The organism is Salmonella sp. SAL04162, from assembly GCF_046551535.1.
GTDB classification, from domain to species: Bacteria; Pseudomonadota; Gammaproteobacteria; order Enterobacterales; family Enterobacteriaceae; genus Salmonella; species Salmonella enterica.
In genome coordinates this window covers 299,436-313,630 of the sequence record NZ_JBGDVX010000005.1, presented here as the reverse complement: position 1 = coordinate 313,630, position 14,195 = coordinate 299,436, and the positions used below count along the sequence as shown (strand labels likewise).

At 52.3% G+C, this 14,195-nt stretch carries 19 protein-coding genes; 10 read left to right on the top strand and 9 right to left on the bottom strand.

Going from position 1 to position 14,195, the window contains the following annotated elements:
• Positions 1-15: 15 nt before the first annotated feature.
• From pdxH to anmK, 3 genes are all read right to left on the bottom strand, one after another.
• Entirely contained in the window at positions 16-672 is a 657-nt protein-coding gene (gene pdxH, locus ACLJRH_RS12755) for a pyridoxamine 5'-phosphate oxidase (RefSeq protein WP_001282334.1), read from the bottom strand.
• A 58-nt stretch (positions 673-730) separates the two neighbouring features.
• Entirely contained in the window at positions 731-1,060 is a 330-nt protein-coding gene (gene mliC / locus ACLJRH_RS12750; RefSeq protein ID WP_001132086.1) for a C-type lysozyme inhibitor, read from the bottom strand.
• Between the two features lie 87 nt (positions 1,061-1,147).
• On the bottom strand, positions 1,148-2,269 hold the full coding sequence (anmK, locus tag ACLJRH_RS12745) for an anhydro-N-acetylmuramic acid kinase (protein ID WP_000835021.1): 1,122 nt from the start codon (positions 2,267-2,269) through the stop codon (positions 1,148-1,150).
• 272 nt (positions 2,270-2,541) lie between these two features.
• Here anmK and slyB point away from each other — a divergent pair, with 272 nt between their 5' ends.
• Positions 2,542-3,009 (top strand): outer membrane lipoprotein SlyB, encoded by a 468-nt coding sequence (gene slyB, locus ACLJRH_RS12740; RefSeq protein ID WP_000597179.1) that lies wholly within the window; start codon positions 2,542-2,544, stop codon positions 3,007-3,009.
• 47 nt (positions 3,010-3,056) lie between these two features.
• Here slyB and slyA read toward each other — a convergent pair whose 3' ends face one another.
• The gene (gene slyA / locus ACLJRH_RS12735) at positions 3,057-3,497 is read right to left on the bottom strand and encodes a transcriptional regulator SlyA (protein WP_000764550.1); all 441 of its coding nucleotides are present in this window, start codon (positions 3,495-3,497) and stop codon (positions 3,057-3,059) included.
• 194 nt (positions 3,498-3,691) lie between these two features.
• Here slyA and ACLJRH_RS12730 point away from each other — a divergent pair, with 194 nt between their 5' ends.
• Genes ACLJRH_RS12730 through ACLJRH_RS12720 form a run of 3 tightly spaced genes read left to right on the top strand, consistent with a single transcriptional unit; the run spans position 3,692 to position 6,830 of the window.
• Complete coding sequence (locus tag ACLJRH_RS12730; RefSeq protein ID WP_000649755.1) at positions 3,692-3,928, top strand: DUF1656 domain-containing protein; 237 nt, start codon at positions 3,692-3,694, stop codon at positions 3,926-3,928.
• A gap of 2 nt (positions 3,929-3,930) precedes the next feature.
• Positions 3,931-4,791 carry an HlyD family secretion protein gene (locus ACLJRH_RS12725; protein ID WP_001527784.1) on the top strand — a complete coding sequence of 287 codons (861 nt, stop codon included), beginning with the start codon at positions 3,931-3,933 and terminating at the stop codon, positions 4,789-4,791.
• On the top strand, positions 4,791-6,830 hold the full coding sequence (locus tag ACLJRH_RS12720) for an FUSC family protein (RefSeq protein ID WP_023137443.1): 2,040 nt from the start codon (positions 4,791-4,793) through the stop codon (positions 6,828-6,830). Before ACLJRH_RS12725 ends, ACLJRH_RS12720 begins: the two co-directional genes overlap by 1 nt.
• Here ACLJRH_RS12720 and sodC2 read toward each other — a convergent pair.
• From sodC2 to ACLJRH_RS12705, 3 genes are all read right to left on the bottom strand, one after another.
• Entirely contained in the window at positions 6,806-7,327 is a 522-nt protein-coding gene (sodC2, locus tag ACLJRH_RS12715; RefSeq protein WP_000826820.1) for a superoxide dismutase [Cu-Zn] SodC2, read from the bottom strand. The genes ACLJRH_RS12720 and sodC2 overlap by 25 nt on opposite strands.
• 79 nt (positions 7,328-7,406) lie before the next feature.
• A complete protein-coding gene (locus ACLJRH_RS12710; protein WP_023137444.1) occupies positions 7,407-8,303 on the bottom strand; it encodes an aldo/keto reductase family oxidoreductase in 897 nt (298 codons plus the stop codon).
• Between the two features lie 50 nt (positions 8,304-8,353).
• Positions 8,354-8,593 (bottom strand): DUF1289 domain-containing protein, encoded by a 240-nt coding sequence (locus ACLJRH_RS12705; RefSeq protein ID WP_001538148.1) that lies wholly within the window; start codon positions 8,591-8,593, stop codon positions 8,354-8,356.
• Positions 8,594-8,695: 102 nt separating this feature from the next.
• Between ACLJRH_RS12705 and ACLJRH_RS12700 the strand changes: the two genes are divergently transcribed.
• The 4 genes from ACLJRH_RS12700 (at position 8,696) to rnt (ending at position 11,675) form a co-directional block, all read left to right on the top strand.
• Positions 8,696-9,295 (top strand): TetR/AcrR family transcriptional regulator, encoded by a 600-nt coding sequence (locus tag ACLJRH_RS12700; protein ID WP_001041828.1) that lies wholly within the window; start codon positions 8,696-8,698, stop codon positions 9,293-9,295.
• 58 nt (positions 9,296-9,353) lie between these two features.
• Positions 9,354-10,451 (top strand): alkene reductase, encoded by a 1,098-nt coding sequence (locus ACLJRH_RS12695; protein ID WP_023137445.1) that lies wholly within the window; start codon positions 9,354-9,356, stop codon positions 10,449-10,451.
• Between the two features lie 68 nt (positions 10,452-10,519).
• Positions 10,520-10,927, top strand: coding sequence for a lactoylglutathione lyase (gloA, locus tag ACLJRH_RS12690; RefSeq protein WP_001237787.1), 408 nt, complete (start codon positions 10,520-10,522; stop codon positions 10,925-10,927).
• 100 nt (positions 10,928-11,027) lie between these two features.
• Entirely contained in the window at positions 11,028-11,675 is a 648-nt protein-coding gene (gene rnt, locus ACLJRH_RS12685; RefSeq protein ID WP_001282272.1) for a ribonuclease T, read from the top strand.
• A 77-nt stretch (positions 11,676-11,752) separates the two neighbouring features.
• Here the strand turns inward: rnt and grxD are convergent, their stop codons facing one another.
• On the bottom strand, positions 11,753-12,100 hold the full coding sequence (gene grxD, locus ACLJRH_RS12680) for a monothiol glutaredoxin 4 (RefSeq protein ID WP_000108176.1): 348 nt from the start codon (positions 12,098-12,100) through the stop codon (positions 11,753-11,755).
• Between the two features lie 335 nt (positions 12,101-12,435).
• Here grxD and ACLJRH_RS12675 point away from each other — a divergent pair, with 335 nt between their 5' ends.
• Complete coding sequence (locus tag ACLJRH_RS12675; protein WP_023223549.1) at positions 12,436-13,257, top strand: C40 family peptidase; 822 nt, start codon at positions 12,436-12,438, stop codon at positions 13,255-13,257.
• A gap of 126 nt (positions 13,258-13,383) precedes the next feature.
• Positions 13,384-13,965 (top strand): superoxide dismutase [Fe], encoded by a 582-nt coding sequence (sodB, locus tag ACLJRH_RS12670; RefSeq protein WP_000007294.1) that lies wholly within the window; start codon positions 13,384-13,386, stop codon positions 13,963-13,965.
• An 82-nt stretch (positions 13,966-14,047) separates the two neighbouring features.
• Here the strand turns inward: sodB and ACLJRH_RS12665 are convergent, their stop codons facing one another.
• A complete protein-coding gene (locus ACLJRH_RS12665; RefSeq protein WP_000102277.1) occupies positions 14,048-14,137 on the bottom strand; it encodes a YnhF family membrane protein in 90 nt (29 codons plus the stop codon).
• Positions 14,138-14,195: the final 58 nt, after the last annotated feature.

Genomic DNA, 14,195 nt, shown 5'->3' with positions numbered 1-14,195 from the left:
AAGATTTTTGCATCTTTAGGGCGCAAGACGGTCGATTTTCCATGCGCCGTCGTCGCGTTGGTATAAAAAGCGATCGTGCAGACGATGTTCGCCGCCCTGCCAGAACTCCATCTGTTCGATACTCACGCGAAAACCGCCCCAGAAGCTGGGTAACGGCACTTCGCCCTGTTGAAACTTCTGCTTGAGCTCCAGGAATTTGCTTTCGAGGATACCGCGCGCGGAAATGCGGCTGGATTGTTTAGAGACCCATGCGCCAATCTGGCTGTCGCGCGGACGGCTGTGGAAATACCTCACCACCTCAAGTGTGGAGAGACGCTCGGCTTTGCCTGTCACCATCACCTGGCGTTCAAGCATATGCCAGGGAAATAACAGGCTGATACGCGGATTGTGCTCAATCTGATGCGCCTTGCGGCTTCCCAGGTTGGTATAAAAGACCAGGCCTTTTTCATCATAATGCTTGAGCAATACAATACGCTGGTACGGTTGCCCCTTGTCATCTACGGTCGCCACGACCATTGCCGTCGGATCGGCCAGTCTGGCGTCGCACGCTTGCCCAAGCCAGCGCTCGAATAAGGTTAACGGTTCAGCGGGTAAATCGCGGCGACGCAAGCCGCCTTTCGTGTATTCACGGCGCAGATGCGCGATCTGCTGCAATTGGTCGTTATCAGACATGGCGTTGATCAGAAATAAACAGTGGGTGGCGCTATTGTGCGCCCCCATACTGAAAATCTCAACGCTTCGGATTTTGTAACTGACAGTTATTAAGCACAATTCTGTCTCGTTTATAGACCGTGGCGCTCTCGCCTTGCGACCAGAAAACATAAATCCCGTCGGTATAACGCGCGCCCGAGGCCGAGATTCCTTGCTTCAGGGTCAGCAGCTTATTGTCATAAACAAAACTGACCTCTTCACGCGGGTTATTGACTTTAACGGTAAGCGGCTTCTCATCACACTGGTATTCCAGCGTATCCGTTTGCATACGTTCAACAAATTGTTGATAAACGCTACAGCCGGTCAGCAGCACAGGTAAACACATTATTGCGATCTTTTTCATAGGCATATCCCGAAAGCTCTCCTGCTTCTGGAAGGGCAAACGCCCCTTCCTGACCTTGCTAGTTTACCGATATAGGGTCCGGGAAAAATTCAGTTAACTCTGAGTTATTGGGTTAGCCGGGTAAATAGCGCCTAAAACACTGGCTTCTGTAGCCCCCGTCACGGAAGGTAAATTTCCCGGCAGGCCCGCGAGCGTTCGCCAGGCAAGCCATGCAAAGGCCAGCGCTTCCATATCATCGCCGCTAATCCCCGCCTTATCGGTGGTCGAAACCTCGATACCGGGCAACAACGCCGCCAGACGGGCCATCACTAACGGATTCCGGCTTCCGCCGCCACAGACCATCAGCCGCTCGCAGCCGCCATTGAGCAGCACCTGTTGGGCGATGGAGACCGCCGTCAGCTCAGCCAGCGTGGCCTGCACATCGCGCGCGTCTGCACCAGGGAAAGCCGTAAGATGACGTTCTAACCAGCCATAGTTGAAATATTCGCGTCCTGTACTTTTGGGCGCCGACGCAGCAAAGTACGGATCGCGCAACATCTTTTGCAGCAAGGGAAGAATAACCTGACCTTCTTTCGCCCATGCCGCATCTTTGTCGTAGGGCTGCGCGCATTGTCGCCAAATCCACGCATCCATCAACATATTACCCGGCCCCGTGTCGTACCCGCGCACCGCCTGTCCGGGGAAAAGCAGAGATAAATTGGCGATGCCGCCGATATTCAGGACCATACGTTTTTCCGTCGGATGTCCCAACAGCGCGTGATGGAAAGCGGGCACCAGCGGCGCGCCTTGTCCGCCCAGCGCAATATCCCGCCGCCGAAAATCGCCGACCACTGTAATCCCCGTATGGGCGACGATGTGATTATTATCGCCAATTTGCAGCGTATGCGGGGCCTCGCCGGTCGGCTCATGCCAGACCGTTTGCCCATGACAACCAATGGCGACGATATCCCGCGGCTGCAAACGTTGTTGCGCTAACAGCGCATTAACCGCCTGTGCAAAAAGCCGGCCTAACTGGGTATCCAGCTGGCCGAGTTGCGAGAGCGTAAGCGGTTGTCCCTGGCAAATATCGAGAATGCCTTTTTTCAGATGAACGGGAATGGGCCAGGTGAGACTTGCCTGTTGCGCAACCATGGTTTCATCAATTGCCGCCAGTACAACATCCACGCCATCAAGGCTGGTCCCGGACATAACGCCAATAAAACGGCCCGATTTCATACCTCTTCCTTATTAAGCTGGGTTAAGCCTTAACACTCGGCATAACGTATTTTGCAATGCGATGCCCGCGTCACGTTTTTTGCCGTGCCGTCCACGGATATCAATGACCTATCTTTTCTTGCTTCCCACTTCGTTTAAGATTAGTTAATTAACTTCTGATTATGATTTTTACATTCTTTTGGCAGAAGATATGACCTTAACTGCATAAATGCCATATAATTTAGCTATAGGGATGCTGAAATAGCGTTTCGTGAAGAACAGGAGATGGGTAAATGATTAAACGTGTACTGGCCGTTTCACTGATGGGGTTATCCTTAGCGGGGTGTGTTAACAATGATAGCCTTTCGGGTGATGTTTATACCGCATCCGAGGCTAAACAAGTTCAGAATGTAACGTACGGTACTATCGTTAACGTTCGTCCGGTTCAAATTCAGGGCGGTGATGATTCTAACGTGATTGGCGCTATCGGCGGCGCGGTGTTGGGCGGATTCCTCGGCAACACTATCGGCGGCGGTACGGGTCGTTCACTGGCGACCGCGGCAGGCGCGGTGGCTGGCGGCGTAGCGGGCCAGGGCGTCCAGAGCGCAATGAATAAAACCCAGGGTGTGGAACTGGAAATTCGTAAAGACGATGGCAACACCATTATGGTTGTGCAGAAACAAGGAAATACGCGTTTCTCGGCAGGTCAGCGTGTCGTGCTGGCCAGCAATGGCAGCCAGGTTACTGTCTCTCCACGCTAAACCAGGCTTTACGTGTGGTCACATGGCCACACGTATGCCCCTGCACCTCAATCGTGAGAGTGCAATTCCATAATGTTGTGTTCAAGCTTGGCGATAAGTTTAATCAGAATCTCAATCTCCTCTGAAGAAATCCCAGCCAAAATTTCACCGCGCGTTTTATGAATGACCGCTTCCATCTCAGCGATCAGCGGCTCCGCTTTTTCGGTCAGTTTAATGCGCTTAGCGCGACGATCGCTGGCGCAGGTTTGCCGCGAAATTAGCCCCTTATCTTCAAGTTGATCCAACGTGCGTACCAGCGATGGCTGCTCAATGCCTATCGCTTTAGCCAATTGAATCTGCGACTGGTCAGGCGGCAATTGATGAATATTGTGCAACGTGACCCAATGTGTCTGCGTCAATTCCAGAGGCTTGAGGCGATGGTCAATCAGAGCACGCCAAATGCGCACCAACCGTGCCAGATCAGAACCTAGTGGCGATTCCAATTTCATCTCCTTATAATTAGCTTGCTAAGTTATTATGCTGATTTTAGAATAGTGTGCAGTATTTGTATTCTCAAAACAAATGTATTGCTAAATTTGCTTACCAATAGACATTTTTTCAGACATAGTGCGCACCTGGCACCTGTAGCTTCGGTTTTGGCTAAAACTAAAGCATCGATGTCTGACGCAAAGGAACATTGCTTGTGAAGTGTATACTCAACGCCACAGGATTGCCCTTACAAGATCTCATGTTGGGAGCATCTGTTTACTTTCCGCCATTCTTTAAAGCCTTTGCGCTTGGGTTCGTTATCTGGTTGTTTATTCACCGACTCCTGCGTGACCGGATATACTCTGATGAAATCTGGCATCCCCTGTTAATGGATCTCTCCCTCTTTACGCTTTGCGTATGTCTGGGCCTCGTTTTACTGATCGCGTGGTAAATATGTCGTTAAAAACAATAAAATATTTTTCTACTCTCATTGTCGCCGTCGTCGCCGTTCTGGCCGCGTGGTGGTTATGGAATTACTATATGCAGTCACCGTGGACGCGCGATGGTAAAATCCGCGCGGAACAGGTCAGCGTAACGCCACAGGTTTCTGGCAGCATTACCCAACTCAATATCAAAGATAATCAGTTCGTCAACGCCGGGGACGTTCTTTTTGTCATTGATAAAACGCCCTTCCATATTGCAGAACTTAACGCGCAGGCGCAGTTGGCCAAAGCGCAGTCCGATCTGGCAAAAGCGAATAATGAAGCCGATCGACGTCGACATTTATCGCGTAACTACATCTCTGCTGAAGATCTGGATAGTGCCAATCTGAATGTTAAAGCGATGCAGGCCAACGTAGATGTCGCACTGGCAACGTTAAAACAGGCGCAGTGGCAGCTTAGCCAGACGGAAGTAAAAGCGCCGGTATCCGGCTGGGTGACCAACCTTTCCACGCGTACCGGTGATTATGCCAGTACCGGTAAGCCGCTTTTCGCCCTGGTAGATAGCCATTCATTTTATGTAATGGGATATTTCGAAGAAACCAAACTACGCCATATCCGCGAAGGTGAGCCTGCATTAATAACACTGTATAGTGGCAATATTAAGTTACAGGGTCACGTTGGCAGTATCGGGCGCGCTATTTACGACCAAAGCGTGGAAAGCGACTCCGGTTTAGTGCCCGATATCAAACCCAACGTACCGTGGGTACGTCTGGCGCAACGCGTACCGGTACGTATCGAATTTGACGCTTTGCCGCAGGATATCACGCTCGTCTCCGGCACTACCTGCAGCGTAGCCATTGGACAGCGGTAATGAAACTCTCCCTGCCGGCCCTGCGAAATACGCCCTGGTTTAAAGCGACCTCCGGCCAGTGGCGTTACGCGTTGCGCAATACCATTGCTATGTGTCTCGCGCTGACATTCGCTTATTATCTCAATCTGGATGAGCCCTACTGGGCGATGACTTCGGCCGCAGTGGTGAGCTTTCCGACCGTAGGCGGCGTAATCAGTAAAAGTCTGGGGCGTATTGCCGGGAGTTTACTCGGCGCGACCGCCGCGCTGATTATTGCCGGCCATACGCTGAATGAACCCTGGTTGTTCTTATTTAGCATGGCCGCCTGGATCGGTTTTTGTACCTGGGCCTGCGCGCATTTTACCAATAATGCCGCTTATGCTTTCCAGTTGTCCGGCTACACGGCGGCGATCATCGCGTTCCCGATGGTTAATATTGTAGAAATCACGCAGCTGTGGGATATCGCCCAGGCACGTGTATGTGAAGTTATCGTCGGCATCCTCTGTGGCGGCATGATGATGATGATCCTGCCCAGCACATCGGATGGCACAGCCCTGCTCACCGCGTTGAAAAACATGCATGCGCGCTTGCTGGAACATGCCAGTCTACTTTGGCAGCCGGAGACTACCGACGCCATCCGCTCCGCGCATGAGGGCGTCATTGGGCAAATCCTGACCATGAACCTGCTGCGTATTCAGGCCTTCTGGAGTCACTACCGTTTTCGCCGCCAGAATGCATTGCTAAATGCATTGTTACACCAGCAATTACGGCTAACGAGCGTGATCTCCAGTCTGCGTAGAATGCTTTTAAACTGGCCGACGCCGCCGGAAAACAGCCGCGAAGTTATTGAACAACTCTTAGCTGCGCTGGCGAAATCGCGCGCGGACAGCTACACCGTGGCGCGGATTATTGCGCCGCTACGCCCGCAGGATGAACAGGATTATCGTCACCTCGCGTTCTGGCAGCGATTACGCTATTTTTGCCAGCTATATCTGCGCAGCAGCCGTCAGTTATATCTGATCGAAAGCGGCGCGCCGGTGGATCAAATCCATATCCGCCGCACTCCCGGCCTTGCGCGGCATACGGATAACGCAGAGGCCATCTGGAGCGGCGTGCGTACCTTTTGCACGCTCACGGTAATTGGCGCCTGGAGTATTGGCGCACAATGGGAATCAGGACCCGGCGCATTAACCCTGGCGGCGATCAGTTGCGTTCTCTACTCCATCGTCGCCACGCCGTTTAAGTCGCTCACCTTATTGATGCGTACTTTAGTGCTGCTGTCCTTATTCAGCTTCGTGGTGAAATTTGGCCTGATGGTGCAAATCACCGATCTGTGGCAATTCTTACTTTTCCTTTTTCCGCTGTTCGTCACGATGCAACTGCTTAAACTGCAGATGCCTAAGCTGGCGGGACTGTGGGGGCAGCTTATCGTTTTTATGGGCTCATTCATCGCCGTGACCAACCCGCCGGTGTACGACTTCGCCGACTTCCTTAACGATAATACCGCCAAGATCGTCGGCGTCGCGATTTCCTGGCTGGCGTTTGCGATTTTGCGCCCCGGTTCCGATGCCGTAAAAAGTCGCCGCCATATCCGCGCGCTACGCCGGGATTTCGTCGATCAGCTTAGCCGTCATCCTTCCCATAGCGAAAGCGAGTTTGAATCGCTGACCTATCATCACGTCAGTCAGCTCAGCAATAGCCAGGATGCGCTGGCGCGCCGGTGGTTATTACGTTGGGGAGTGGTACTGCTGAACTGCTCGCATGTGGTGTGGCAGCTGCGCGCCTGGGAGTCGCGTTCCGATCCGCTTTCCCGGGTGCGGGATATTTGTATATCCCTGCTGCGTGATGTGATGAGCGAGCGCGGCGTGCAGCAACGCCCGCTTGCCGTCACGCTACAGGAATTACAGCGTATCTGCGACACGCTCGCACATCATCATCAGCCCGCCGCGCATGAGCTGGCGGCGATTATCTGGCGTTTACACTGTTCGCTGTCGCAGCTGGAACAGGCTCCAGCGCAGGGAACACTGTCTCCGGGTTATTTAATGACGCCGCAGGCGTAACGCATTCCGCCGCCGCCGAGCGGTTTCGGCTGATCGGACATGTTATCGCCGCCCACATGGATCATGAGCGCTTTATCTTTCACTTCATCAAGAGACTTCAGACGCGGCGCAGTAACCGGTTCGGTGGCGATACCATCATTATTAACGACTAACACCGGGAGGTCGCCCAGATGCCCCTGGCCTTCCGGTCCTTCATGCTTGCCGGTATTTTGTGGGTCCAGATGACCACCAGCGGCCTCTGCGGCAACTGCTTTGCCGTCTTTAATCGCGGGCTGGCAGCTACCGTTGGCATGAATGTGAAAACCATGCTCGCCCGGCGGTAACGCTTTAAGGTGTGGGGTAAATTTTAAGCCGCCTTCGGTTTCATCGATGACGACGGTGCCGATAGACTGTCCTACGCCTTGCGCCGTCACCAGGTTCATCTCTACTTTCTCGCTGGCGGCCTGCGCACCCGCACAGGCCAGCAGCGTCACCATCGCTAAACTTAATCGCTTCATAAAACCTCCGTTACATGTGGTCGTCTGTTAAGTGTAAACCACTGGCGAAAACATGAACGGAAAGTCAACGAGTTGGCGATTACGGCACGTCATAACCCAGTGCCGCCTTGCGGATTCGGAACCACTGTTGACGCGACAATGACAGCGTTTCCGCTTCTAGTGCGGCGCGTACGCGTTCGATTTTACCCGAGCCAATAATCGGCAGCGGCTGCGACGGCAAACGTAAAATCCAGGCATAGACCACCTGTTCAATAGAACTGGCGTTGAGTTCTTGCGCGATAACGGAAAGTTCCTGGCGCAACGGCTGATAAGCCTCATCATTAAACAGCCGACCGCCGCCAAGACATGACCAGGCCATCGGACGAATACGCAGTTGCTGTAATTGATCTAATGTGCCGTCCAGCAACAAAGGCTGATGAACCGGCGAGATCTCCACCTGATTGGTCGCCAGGGTGAACGGCAGGCGCGATTGCAGCAACGTAAATTGCGCTGGCGTAAAATTAGAAACGCCAAAATGGCGCACTTTGCCGCTTTGATGTAGATGTTGAAACGCCTCGGCGACGTCATCCGCATCCATTAACGGATCGGGACGGTGAATTAACAACATATCCAGATAATCTGTCGCCAGATTTTTTAATGACTGTTCGGCGCTCAGAATAATATGGCGGCGATCGGTAATATAATGACCGAGCCTATTTTCCGCTCTGGCGGTGGTCGCAATACCGCATTTGGTAACGATTTGCAGTTTTTCCCGCAAATGCGGCGCCAGCGTTAGCGCCTCGCCAAACGCCGCTTCGCACTGATAACCGCCATAAATGTCCGCATGGTCAACGGTAGTGACGCCCAAATCCAGATGTTCTTCGATAAAACTCACTAACTGACGCGCGGACATATTCCAGTCCATCAGACGCCAGTAACCCATGACAAAACGCGAAAACTCCGGGCCTTGTGGAGCGATGGTGATACGCTGAACCATAACAGATTCCTCATAGAGAATAATGAGGTTGAGTATACGCAATTCCGCGTTTAAAAGAGTGAAGGTTGTTGAGGATCTTCCGATGGGAGAGGCTTGTTTGCGCGTATTTTACGCAAGAAACGCTGGCGACAAAGCCGCAGTACATTTTGTTTCTCGGCATCGCTCATTTTTTGCCAGTTAAATCGTTCGTCGCGGCTGCGCATACAGCCCCGACAAAAGCCACGCTCATCAGACTGACAGATACCGCGACATGGGCTTGCTACAGGAAAAAACTCCAACTGCTCGGCCACATCCCCTCCTCAACGTTTGGCGCTTATGACTATTGAAGACGCTAACTGACATTATGGCAACTCTGCTTGCAGTAGACCGACTGGTCTACTATACTGCCTGCTATGAATAAGCAAACCGAACACGATACCCGCGAACATCTGCTGGCCACCGGCGAGCAGCTTTGTATGCAGCGGGGTTTTACCGGCATGGGGCTTAGCGAGTTGCTCAAAACCGCCCAGGTGCCTAAAGGGTCGTTTTATCACTACTTTCGCTCGAAAGAAGCCTTCGGCGTCGCCATGCTTGAGCGACATTATGCCTGCTATCATCAGCGTCTTACGGCGCACTTCACCTCCGGTCCCGGTAATCATCGCGATCGTCTTCTCGCCTGGTATCAGGAAACGTTAAATCAGTTTTGCCAGCAAGGCGCCATCAGCGGTTGCCTGACGGTGAAACTGTCAGCGGAGGTCTGCGATCTGTCGGAGGATATGCGCTCTACGATGGATAAAGGGGCGCAGGAGATCATGGCACTGCTTGCACGCGCGCTGGAAGATGGCCGTAATAGCCACTGTTTACATTTCACCGGCCAGCCGTTGCCACAGGCGCAGGTACTTTATGCCCTGTGGCTGGGCGCCAATTTGCAGGCCAAAATATCCCGTAGCGCCGCGCCGCTGGAAAATGCGTTGGCGCATGTTAAGACCATCATTGCAACGCCTGAGCAGTAACAGGCGTTTTTATTTCCTTTATTACAAGACGACCGGTCTACTTATATCAGGAGCCACTATGTCATCAGCAAAATTGTTTACCCCCCTCAAGGTGGGTGCCATCACGGCGACAAATCGCGTATTTATGGCGCCTTTGACGCGTTTGCGGAGTATTGAACCGGGCGACATTCCTACGCCGTTAATGGCGGAATATTACCGTCAACGCGCCAGCGCCGGATTGATCATCAGCGAAGCCACACAAATCTCCGCACAGGCGAAAGGTTATGCCGGCGCACCGGGATTACACAGCGATGAGCAGATCGCCGCCTGGAAAAAAATCACTCAGGGAGTCCATGCCCAGGGCGGCCATATGGCGGTGCAACTGTGGCATACGGGCCGTATTTCACACGCCAGCCTGCAACCAGGCGGACAAGCGCCCGTCGCGCCATCCGCTATCAATGCGGGAACCCGCACCTCTTTGCGTGATGAAAACGGCCAGGCCATCCGCGTAGAGACTTCCACGCCGCGCGCGCTGGATACTCACGAGATTCCAGGGATCGTCAACGATTTCCGCCAGGCTATCGCCAATGCCCGAGAGGCAGGCTTCGATCTGGTGGAGCTGCACTCCGCGCACGGTTATCTGCTGCACCAGTTCCTCTCGCCGTCTTCTAATCACCGTACCGATCAGTACGGCGGCAGCGTAGAGAATCGCGCCCGTCTGGTGCTGGAGGTGGTTGATGCCGGCATTAAGGAATGGGGCGCGGACCGTATCGGCATCCGCCTTTCTCCTGTCGGCACTTTCCAGAATGTCGATAACGGCCAGAATGAAGAAGCTGACGCCCTTTATCTGATTGAAGCGTTAGGCAAACGCGGCATTGCTTATCTGCATATGTCTGAACCAGACTGGGCGGGCGGCGAACCGTACAGCGACGCGTTCCGTGAAAAAGTGCGCGCACGTTTCCACGGTCCCATCATCGGCGCTGGCGCCTATACGCCAGAAAAAGCGGAAGATCTGATCGAAAAAGGGCTGATTGACGCCGTGGCGTTTGGTCGCGATTACATCGCTAACCCGGATCTGGTAGCGCGTCTGCAATGTAAAGCGAAACTCAATCCACAGCGTCCCGAAAGTTTTTATGGCGGCGGCGCGGAAGGCTACACTGACTACCCTACTCTGTAATTTCATTGATAGCGGCCTCACATCGCCGCTATACTTTGAATATCTTGACTATTTTAAGGACAACGAAAATGCGTTTATTGCATACTATGCTGCGCGTCGGCGATTTGCAGCGTTCCATCGCTTTTTACACTAACGTTCTGGGCATGAAATTGCTGCGTACCAGTGAGAATCCGGAATACAAATACTCGCTGGCCTTTGTGGGATATGGTCCGGAAACGGAAGAAGCGGTCATCGAACTAACCTATAACTGGGGCGTTGAGAGCTACGACATGGGTAATGCGTACGGGCATATCGCGCTGAGCGTTGACAATGCTGCTGAAGCCTGTGAACGCATTCGTCAGAACGGCGGCAACGTGACCCGTGAAGCGGGGCCGGTAAAAGGCGGTTCGACCATCATCGCCTTCGTTGAAGATCCGGATGGCTATAAAATCGAATTGATTGAAGCTAAAGACGCAGGCCGCGGTCTGGGTAACTGATCCCCCGCCGGGCGCAGGTCACTGCGCCCGTTGTTTTACTGCATCCCGGCGTAAAATTTGCCATAATACGCGCTGCATTTTTTCGTATTAAGAGACTCAGATGTCCGATAACGCTCAACTTTCCGGTCTGTGCGACCGTTTTCGTGGTTTTTATCCTGTCGTCATCGACGTTGAAACTGCAGGATTTAACGCTAAAACCGATGCGCTGCTCGAAATCGCCGCCATCACGCTGAAAATGGATGAACAAGGCTGGCTGATGCCGGACACGACGCTGCATTTCCATGTGGAGCCGTTCGCTGGAGCCAACTTACAGCCGGAAGCGCTTGCGTTTAACGGTATCGATCCCTCTAACCCGCTACGCGGCGCGGTGAGTGAATATGAGGCGCTGCATGCTATTTTCAAAATGGTGCGTAAAGGTATCAAAGACAGCGGTTGTAGCCGCGCCATTATGGTCGCGCATAACGCCACTTTTGATCACAGTTTTATGATGGCCGCCGCAGAGCGCGCCTCGCTGAAACGTAACCCGTTTCATCCGTTCGTCACCTTTGATACTGCGGCATTGAGCGGACTGGCGCTGGGACAAACGGTGTTGTCAAAAGCGTGCCTGGCGGCAGGTATGGAGTTTGACGGCGAAAAGGCCCATTCCGCTTTGTATGATACCGAGCGGACAGCGGTACTGTTTTGTGAAATCGTCAATCGCTGGAAGCGCCTGGGCGGCTGGCCGTTACCTTTGCCGACGGACAAATAACGTGGCTAACGACGCCGCTTTTGCTCACGATGGCAGTAAAAAAGCGACCTTTACAGGTCGCTTTCTCCTTTCACAGATTACTCTGCGTCCGGCTCCTGAGTTTTATATTTTGCCGCAGTTTCTTTAATAAGCTGCTGCAACTCACCACGCTGATACATTTCAATCACAATATCACACCCGCCGACCAGCTCGCCGTCCACCCACAGTTGTGGGAATGTCGGCCAGTTGGCATATTTCGGTAATTCAGCGCGAATATCCGGGTTTTGCAGGATATCAACATAGGCAAAACGTTCCCCGCAGGCTGAAAGCGCCTGAACGGCCTGCGCAGAGAAACCACAGCTTGGCAGTTTCGGTGAACCTTTCATATACAGGAGAATCGGGTTTTCAGCGATCTGGCGCTGAATTTTTTCGATAGTGGTGCTCATTGTCTCGCTTCCTTAAACTACTTTTACGACTGAAGCCTGTCATTGTAACGGGTCAGGCTGGCAACGGAAAATAACATTTTCATCATGCCTTATTATTTTACCGTCTGCGGGAATAAGTTGTATACAAAATATCTTTTAAGCGGGTTGCCACGCAGTGATTTGTAGATAACGCGTTCGTGTTTAGCATTAATTGCTATTTTTTTTACATCTGTTAACGAAACACAGCTTCAGAAACCAAAAGCAATTACCAATCTGTGCTTTTGTAGATTAGAATTATCAGGTTTTGTAAATCATACGCAGGCATGAATCGCCTGCCTTTAACAGAGGATTGCTCAGTGGCGCGGATAAACAAAATCTCGATCACGCTCTGTGCTTTACTTTTTACTACTCTCCCTTTTACGCCAATGGCCCATGCTTCCAGGCAAGCCAAAGCGACGCCTGCTGTTTCTCATGTCACGAAAACGGCAGATAAAAAGAAAAGCACAACGAAAAAGATCAGTAAGACCAACAAAAAAAACGTAAAAAAAACCTCAAAAACCAGCCGTTCTTCTTCCGCTTCTACGCCAAAACGTACCACCGCCTCCACGAAATCTCGTCATACGACGCATCGTCGTAACAGAACCGCGCCCACGTCAATCGCCGCCCTCGACGTAACGGAAAAATGCACGACGCGTAAAGGCCGTAAGCCGCACTGCGTGAAGGGGAAAGGAACATTGCCGGTCTCTATTGCCGATGCGCATCGTGCAAAAGTACAAAAAGCGACGAAAACCGCGATGTCCAAACTCATGAATCAGATTGGTAAACCGTATCACTGGGGAGGCGCGTCGCCGCGCACCGGTTTTGATTGCAGCGGTCTGGTTTATTATGCCTATAAAGATTTAGTGAAGATCCGTATCCCCCGAACGGCGAATGAGATGTATCACCTGCGTGACGCGGCGCCCATTGAGCGTAGCGAGTTGAAAAACGGCGATCTGGTGTTCTTTCGTACGCAGGGGCGCGGCACCGCCGATCACGTTGGCGTCTATGTCGGCAACGGTAAGTTTATCCAGTCTCCGCGCAGCGGTCAGGAAATTAAGATCACCTCACTGAACGAAGAGTACTGGCAGCGTCATTATGTCGGCGCCCGTCGGGTGATGACGCCTAAAACAATTCGCTAATATTTTATCCTGTCGTTTAACGACAGGATAACTTCTTCTTTTGCGCCACCTCTCAATTTGCTACCCTATCCTTACGCGCACCAGGGTTATTGTGCGTGCGCAATATTAATAATAAGGAGAGAAGCAATGTCGTTCGAATTACCTGCATTACCGTATGCCAAAGATGCTCTGGCGCCGCATATTTCTGCCGAGACGCTGGAATATCACTATGGCAAACATCATCAGACTTACGTGACCAATCTTAACAATTTGATCAAAGGCACGGCGTTTGAAGGCAAATCGCTGGAAGAGATCGTGCGCGCCTCCGAAGGCGGTATCTTTAATAACGCCGCTCAGGTGTGGAACCACACCTTCTACTGGAACTGCCTGGCGCCAAACGCTGGCGGCGAACCGACCGGGAAACTGGCTGATGCTATCGCGGCATCTTTTGGCAGCTTCGCAGAATTTAAAGCGCAGTTCACCGATGCCGCTATCAAAAACTTTGGTTCCGGATGGACATGGCTGGTAAAAAGCGCTGATGGCAAACTGGCTATCGTTTCTACCTCAAATGCCGGTACGCCGCTGACTACGGATGCAACGCCGTTGCTGACGGTTGATGTGTGGGAACACGCGTATTACATCGACTACCGCAACGCCCGTCCAAACTATCTGGAGCATTTCTGGGCGCTGGTTAACTGGGAATTTGTTGCGAAAAATCTCGCCGCATAAGTCTGAGTACGCAGAAGGTACGCCTTCTGCGTTTTAGAGAGGGATAGAATAGAGGAGACGCCCACCCTCAGAAGAGAGGAAATCAGTGCAGAGCGGCCGTTAATCCACCTGCGACAATCACGCCCAGAACAATCAGCGTAGTAATCAACGAAAATTTCAGGTCGGTACTCATCAAGTTTTCTCCTTTTTATTCCCACACAAAAAGTGATATAGCGCATTTTTGCACATTC

Bases quoted from the DNA above. Each gene is read 5' to 3' on its own strand.
- ACLJRH_RS12725 (WP_001527784.1), top strand. From the start codon at position 3,931: ATGTCGTTAAAAACAATAAAATATTTTTCTACTCTCATTGTCGCCGTC.
- slyA (WP_000764550.1), bottom strand. From the start codon at position 3,497: ATGAAATTGGAATCGCCACTAGGTTCTGATCTGGCACGGTTGGTGCGC.
- pdxH (WP_001282334.1), bottom strand. From the start codon at position 672: ATGTCTGATAACGACCAATTGCAGCAGATCGCGCATCTGCGCCGTGAA.
- ACLJRH_RS12720 (WP_023137443.1), top strand. From the start codon at position 4,791: ATGAAACTCTCCCTGCCGGCCCTGCGAAATACGCCCTGGTTTAAAGCG.
- grxD (WP_000108176.1), bottom strand. From the start codon at position 12,100: ATGAGCACCACTATCGAAAAAATTCAGCGCCAGATCGCTGAAAACCCG.
- ACLJRH_RS12665 (WP_000102277.1), bottom strand. From the start codon at position 14,137: ATGAGTACCGACCTGAAATTTTCGTTGATTACTACGCTGATTGTTCTG.
- anmK (WP_000835021.1), bottom strand. From the start codon at position 2,269: ATGAAATCGGGCCGTTTTATTGGCGTTATGTCCGGGACCAGCCTTGAT.
- ACLJRH_RS12700 (WP_001041828.1), top strand. From the start codon at position 8,696: ATGAATAAGCAAACCGAACACGATACCCGCGAACATCTGCTGGCCACC.
- rnt (WP_001282272.1), top strand. From the start codon at position 11,028: ATGTCCGATAACGCTCAACTTTCCGGTCTGTGCGACCGTTTTCGTGGT.
- sodB (WP_000007294.1), top strand. From the start codon at position 13,384: ATGTCGTTCGAATTACCTGCATTACCGTATGCCAAAGATGCTCTGGCG.
- mliC (WP_001132086.1), bottom strand. From the start codon at position 1,060: ATGCCTATGAAAAAGATCGCAATAATGTGTTTACCTGTGCTGCTGACC.
- sodC2 (WP_000826820.1), bottom strand. From the start codon at position 7,327: ATGAAGCGATTAAGTTTAGCGATGGTGACGCTGCTGGCCTGTGCGGGT.
- gloA (WP_001237787.1), top strand. From the start codon at position 10,520: ATGCGTTTATTGCATACTATGCTGCGCGTCGGCGATTTGCAGCGTTCC.
- ACLJRH_RS12710 (WP_023137444.1), bottom strand. From the start codon at position 8,303: ATGGTTCAGCGTATCACCATCGCTCCACAAGGCCCGGAGTTTTCGCGT.
- slyB (WP_000597179.1), top strand. From the start codon at position 2,542: ATGATTAAACGTGTACTGGCCGTTTCACTGATGGGGTTATCCTTAGCG.
- ACLJRH_RS12695 (WP_023137445.1), top strand. From the start codon at position 9,354: ATGTCATCAGCAAAATTGTTTACCCCCCTCAAGGTGGGTGCCATCACG.